The 5,488-nt window shown below is 74.4% G+C and carries 2 protein-coding genes; both read right to left on the reverse strand.

Annotated features, from left to right (window positions below; translation table 11 throughout):
* A partial coding sequence (locus MXD58_RS18815) for a type I polyketide synthase (RefSeq protein WP_250609648.1) occupies window positions 1-4,862 on the reverse strand: 4,862 nt, incomplete at its 3' end.
* Between the two features lie 48 nt (window positions 4,863-4,910).
* Window positions 4,911-5,488 (reverse strand): phosphopantetheine-binding protein (locus MXD58_RS31740; RefSeq protein WP_250609649.1); only part of this gene is annotated, 578 nt, incomplete at its 5' end.

A 5,488-nucleotide genomic window follows, 5' to 3' on the forward strand; every position in this document is an offset into this window, starting at 1 on the left:
CGCAGCATGCGCAGGTCGAGGCGGGCCGGCACGAGCAGGGCCCGGCCGGTCGCGAGGGCGGCGTCGAACAGGTTCATCCCCTCGTCCGGGCTCATGGCCCGCACGCCGCCGCGCCGGTTCATCCGGCTGCGGGTCAGGTCGTCCATGCCGGCCGCCATACCGCCCGCGGTCTGGCTCCACAGACCCCAGGCCAGGGCCGTACCCGGCAGGCCATCGGCTCGGCGCTGGGCGGCGAGCGCGTCAAGGTAGGCGTTCGCGGCGGCGTACCCGCCGGAGCCGGCCCCGAGGAAGACCGACGACACCGACGAGAAGAGCACGAATGCGTCCAGCCCGGGTGCGAGCTCGCGGGTCAGGACGTCGAGGTGGCCGGCGGCTGTGACCTTGGGCGCGAAGACCTCGGCGAGCCGGTCGGCCCGCAGCGCCGCGATGACGCCGGCGTCGGCGATGCCGGCGGTGTGTATGACGGCGCTCAGCCGGCGTTCCCGCCCGGCCTCGGTCAGCAGCGCTGCCACCGCCGCCCGGTCCGTGACGTCGCAGGCGATGACCTGGACGGTCAGCGCGCCGAGGTCGGTGAGGTCCGCGACGAGCCGCTGTGCGCCGTCGGCGGCCGGGCCGCGGCGGCTGGCCAGGACGAAATGCCGCATGCCCTGCCGGCCCGCGAGGTGCCGGGCGAGAATACCGGCGAGGGAACCGGTGCCACCGGTGATCAGGACCGTGCCGTCCGGGTCGAGGGCGGTGGGAGGCGGGCTCGCGGGCGTCGCACGGGCGAGGCGTGGGATCAGCAGTGCGTGACCACGCAGTGCCAGCTCGGGTTCACCGCTTGCCAGGACGGCGCCGAGCCGCGGACCGAGGCCGGAGCGGGACACCGGTGTGGCGGGGTCCCGGTCGACCAGGACGATCCGGTCCGGGTTCTCGCCCTGCGCCGCCCTGGCCAGTCCCCAGACGGCGCCGCCGGCCGGCTCCGTGAGCATTCCGTCGCCACCCGCGGGTACCGCGCCGCGGGTAGCGACGACGAGGATCGTCTCCTCCAGCCCGTCGGCGGCGAGCCAGGCCTGAAGAACCTCCAACGCCCGAGAGGTGAGTGTCAGTGCGTCCGCCCCGTCCCCGTCCCCGACGTCCAGGACGGCGGCGTCCGGTCGGGCCGCCGCGCTGGCCACCCCCCGCACGTCGGCCGGCGACGCGACGCGAACCCAGGACGGCCGCGTGCGAGGGGCGGCGGCGGTAATCGGGCGCCAGTCGACCTGGAAGAGTGCATCGTGACTGTCCGCCACGGCCGTTTCCGCCGCCGCGGGCAGCGGCCGCAGCGCGACGGAGCCGACGCTGAGCACAAGTTCGCCCGTGGTGTCGACGGCCTCGACCGACACCGCGTCGCGGTCGCGCCGGACCAGCCGCACCCGTAGGTCCGTCGCTGCGACCGCCGCCCGGTGGACGTCATGCCACCGCAGCGGATGCCGCTCGGCGTCGTCGTCCGGCAGCAGCGGACGGGCGGCCTCCAGCGCGGCGTCGAGCAGGCCCGGGTGCAGGCCGAGCCGGCCGGCGAGGTCACGCTGGGCGTCCGCAAGCGTGACCTCGGCGTAGATCTCGTCACCGCTGCGCCACAGGTCCGGGCCGAGTGGCAGGGCATCGGCCGGCGGCCACACGGTGACATCGAGGCTGGCGGACCCGTCCCCATCCGGGTCCGGGTCGCTGGTGAAGGTGCCCACGGCATGTCTCGTCCAGCGGCCGGTGCCCTGCGGCGCCGAGTGGACGGTCACCGTCCCCGCGCCCGTGCCATCCGGTCCGGTCAGAGCCACCTGAACGTTCAACCGGTGCGACTCCGGCAGGGTGAGCGGGCACTCAACGGTGAGGTCCGCCAGCCGGACCGGGTCGGATCCGGTGAGGTCCCGCAGGCCGTCCACCGCGTGCAGCACCAGCTCCAGCAGGACCCCCGCGCCATCAGGGTGGTCAGCGAGCCAGGGATGGGCCTGGGCGGACAGCTGGCCGGTGGCCAGCAGCCCACCGGTCTGCGGCACGGGCACCAGGGCGCCGAGCAGCGGATGGTCCACCGTGGTGAGCCCGAGGCCGGTCGGGTCCGTGGCCCTCACGGCGGGCAGCCAGAAATGCTGGTGGTCGAACGCGTACGTGGGCAGGTCGACCCGATCGCCCACCGCGACCAGTAGCCTGCCCCAGTCGAGCTGGACACCGGCCGTGAAGGCCTGCGCGAACGACGTCAGCAGCCGCCGCGGGCCGCCGTCATCCCGGCGCAACGTGCCGATGGTGACCACCGGCGTGTCTCCGTCCCCGTGCTCCGCGGACTCGTTGATCGGCGCCAGCAGCACCGGGTGCGGACTGATCTCGATGAACGTCGTGTACCCGGCGGCCAGAAGATCCGCCACCACCGGCCCGAACCGGACCTGTCGGCGCAGGTTGCGGTACCAGTAGTCGCCGTCGAGCTCGTCGGCGGCCCGCACCCAGTTCCCGGTGACGGTCGAGCGCATCGGCGTGCGGGGCGCCTGCGAGCGGATGCCGGCCAGCGACCGGGCGAGGGACGCCTCGACCTCGTCCACGTGCGCGGTGTGCGAGGCGTAGTCCACCGCGATCCGCCGGGTCCGCACGCCGTCCGTCCGCAACGCGGCCAGCGCCTCGTCCAGTGGTTCGTCGTCCCCGGCCACGACGACCGACGACGGGCTGTTGAGCGCGGCCACCGACAGCGCCGGCCATGGCCGCAGCCGTTCGACGGCCTCTTCTGGTGCCAGCGCCACCGACGCCATCGCGCCACGGCCGGCGAGTGACGCCGCGATGGCCCGGGCCCGGATGGCGACCACCCGGGCGGCGTCCTCCAGGCTCAGCGCGCCGGCCACGCAGGCAGCGGCGATCTCCCCCTGGGAATGGCCGATCACGGCAGCGGGCCGCACGCCGGCGGACGACCACAGCGCGGCCAGGCCCAGCATGACCGTGAAGCTCGCGACCTGGACGACGTCGACGCGTTCGGCGAGGCCGGCCGCCGCCTCGCCGCGAAGCACGTCCTCCACCGACCACTCGACCAACGGGCACAGCACCGCCGCGCACTCCTGGACGCGGGCGGCGAAGACCTCACTGGTCGCCAGCAGCTCCCGTCCCATCCCGAGCCACTGGGCGCCCTGACCAGGAAACACCCAGACCAGCCGGCCGCGGGTGGCGGACCCGGTGACCAGGCCGACGTGGTCGGCTCCGCGCGCCAGCGCCCCCAGCGCCGCGCTCGCCTCGCGGGCGTCCGACGCGAGGACCACGGCCCGCTCGGAGAGCGCCGCCCGGTGGGTGCTCAGCGCCGCGGCCACCGCGGGCAGTGACGATCCGACCAGGACGGGGGCGAGACGCTGCGCCTGGCCAGCCAGCGCTGAGGCGGTCCGGGCCGACACCACCAGCGGCACCAGGCCGGGCAGGACGGCGGAGACGGTCGGCCCGCTCACCGGTGCGGCCTTCCCATCATCCGGGACGCGGCCGGTCTCGACCCGGGGCGCGACGGCGGGCGCCTCCTCAAGGATGAGATGAGCGTTCGTGCCGCTGACACCGAACGACGACACACCGGCGCGGCGCGGCCGGCCGGCCCGCGGCCAGTCCCGCGGCTCGGTCAGCAGCTCGACCGCCCCGGAAGACCAGTCGACCTGCGCCGATGGCCGGTCCACATGCAGCGTCGCCGGCAGTACGCCGTGCCGCATCGCCTGCACCATTTTGATCACACCGGCGACGCCGGCCGCCGCCTGGGTATGGCCGATGTTCGACTTCAGGGATCCCAGCCACAGCGGCCGGTCGGCCGCCCGGCCCTGCCCGTAGGTGGCGAGCAGTGCCTGCGCCTCGATCGGGTCACCCAGCGTCGTGCCGGTGCCGTGGCCCTCGACGGCATCGACCTCCGTCGCCGAGAGTTCGGCGGCGGCCAGCGCCCGCCGGATCACCCGCTGCTGGGACGGCCCGCTCGGCGCCGTCAGCCCGTTCGACGCGCCATCCTGGTTCACCGCGGACGAACGGATCACCGCGAGCACCCGGTGGCCGCGTGCCCGGGCATCGGACAGCCGTTCCAGCACCACCGTGGCAGCGCCCTCGCCCCAGCCGGTGCCATCGGCGGCGTCGGCATACGACTTGCACCGGCCGTCGGCCGCCAACGCCCGCTGCCGGGAGAACTCCATGAACATCCCCGGGCCGGCCATCACCGTGGCCCCGCCGGCCAGGGCGATCGTGCACTCCCCGCGGCGCAGCGCCCCGGAGGCCAGGTGGATGGCCACGAGCGACGACGAGCACGCCGTGTCCACCGTGACCGCCGGACCCTCGAACCCGAACACGTAGGAGATCCGGCCCGACGCCACGCTCCCGGTGGAGCCGGTGCCGGTGAAGCCCTCCAGCTCCGGCGGCACCGGGCCGCTCCCGTAACCCTCATGGATCACGCCGGCGTACACGCCGACCTCGGTGCCCTTCAGGGCCGTCGGATCGAGCCCCGCGTGCTCCAGCGCCTCCCACGACGTCTCCAGCAGCAGCCTCTGCTGAGGGTCCATCGCGACCGCCTCGCGTGGCGAGATGCCGAAGAACGCCGCGTCGAACAACGCGGCCTCGTGCAGGAACCCCCCCTGGTCGACGTAAGACGTGCCGGAGCTGTCGGGGTCGGTGTCGAACAGGCTCTCCAGATCCCAGCCTCGGTCGGCCGGAAACCCGCTGACGCCGTCGCCGCGCTCGCTGACCAGGCCCCACAGATCGTCCGGGCCCGTCACCCCGCCGGGCAGCCGGCAGGCCATGCCCACGATCGCGATGGGCTCCGACTGCTCGCTCTCCAGTTCACGGACCCGCTGCTGGGACCGACGGGCGTCGGCCAGCACGCGCTTGAGGTACTCGCGCAGCTTGCTCTCATCAGCCATCGAGGTGTGCTCCTGAATCCGCCGGGTGGTGCCGAACTGGTGGCCGGGCTAGGCGCCGAACTCGGTATCGATGAGAGCGAACAGTTCGTCGTCGGAAGCCGCCTCGACGTCGATTCCGGCGCCGTGCGGTGTGGCAGGGTCCATCGCGGTGTCCCCCGCAGCCCCCTCGGCTGGCGCGCTGGCCACCCAGTCCGACAGCAGCCGCCGCAGCCGGGCGGTAACCTGTGCCCGGACCTGAGCCTGCGGCGCCCGCGCCGCGAGTGCGGCCTCCAGCCGACCGATGTCGGAGAGCAGCGCCTCGCCCGACTCCGGCGATCCGTCCGACAGTCCGAGCCGCTCCCCGAGGTGGACAGCCAGGCCGACCGGGGTGGGATGGTCGAAGACGGTGGTCGCGGGCAGGTTCAGACCGGTCGCCTCCCGCAGCCGGTTGCGCAGCTCGACGGAGGTGAGCGAGTCGAAACCGGCTTCCTTGAAAGCGGTGTCGGGCCCGACCTGGTCAGCGCCGGCATGCCCGAGCACGAACGCCACGTGGACACGGACGAGTTCGAGCAGCTGGTGGGCCCGTTCGGCCGGTGGCAGGCCACGCAGCCGGGCGGCCAGACCACCCCCGCCCACCGCGGGTGCGG

Origin of the sequence: Frankia sp. AgKG'84/4, from assembly GCF_023242965.2 — a bacterium.
Lineage (GTDB): Bacteria > Actinomycetota > Actinomycetes > Frankiales > Frankiaceae > Frankia.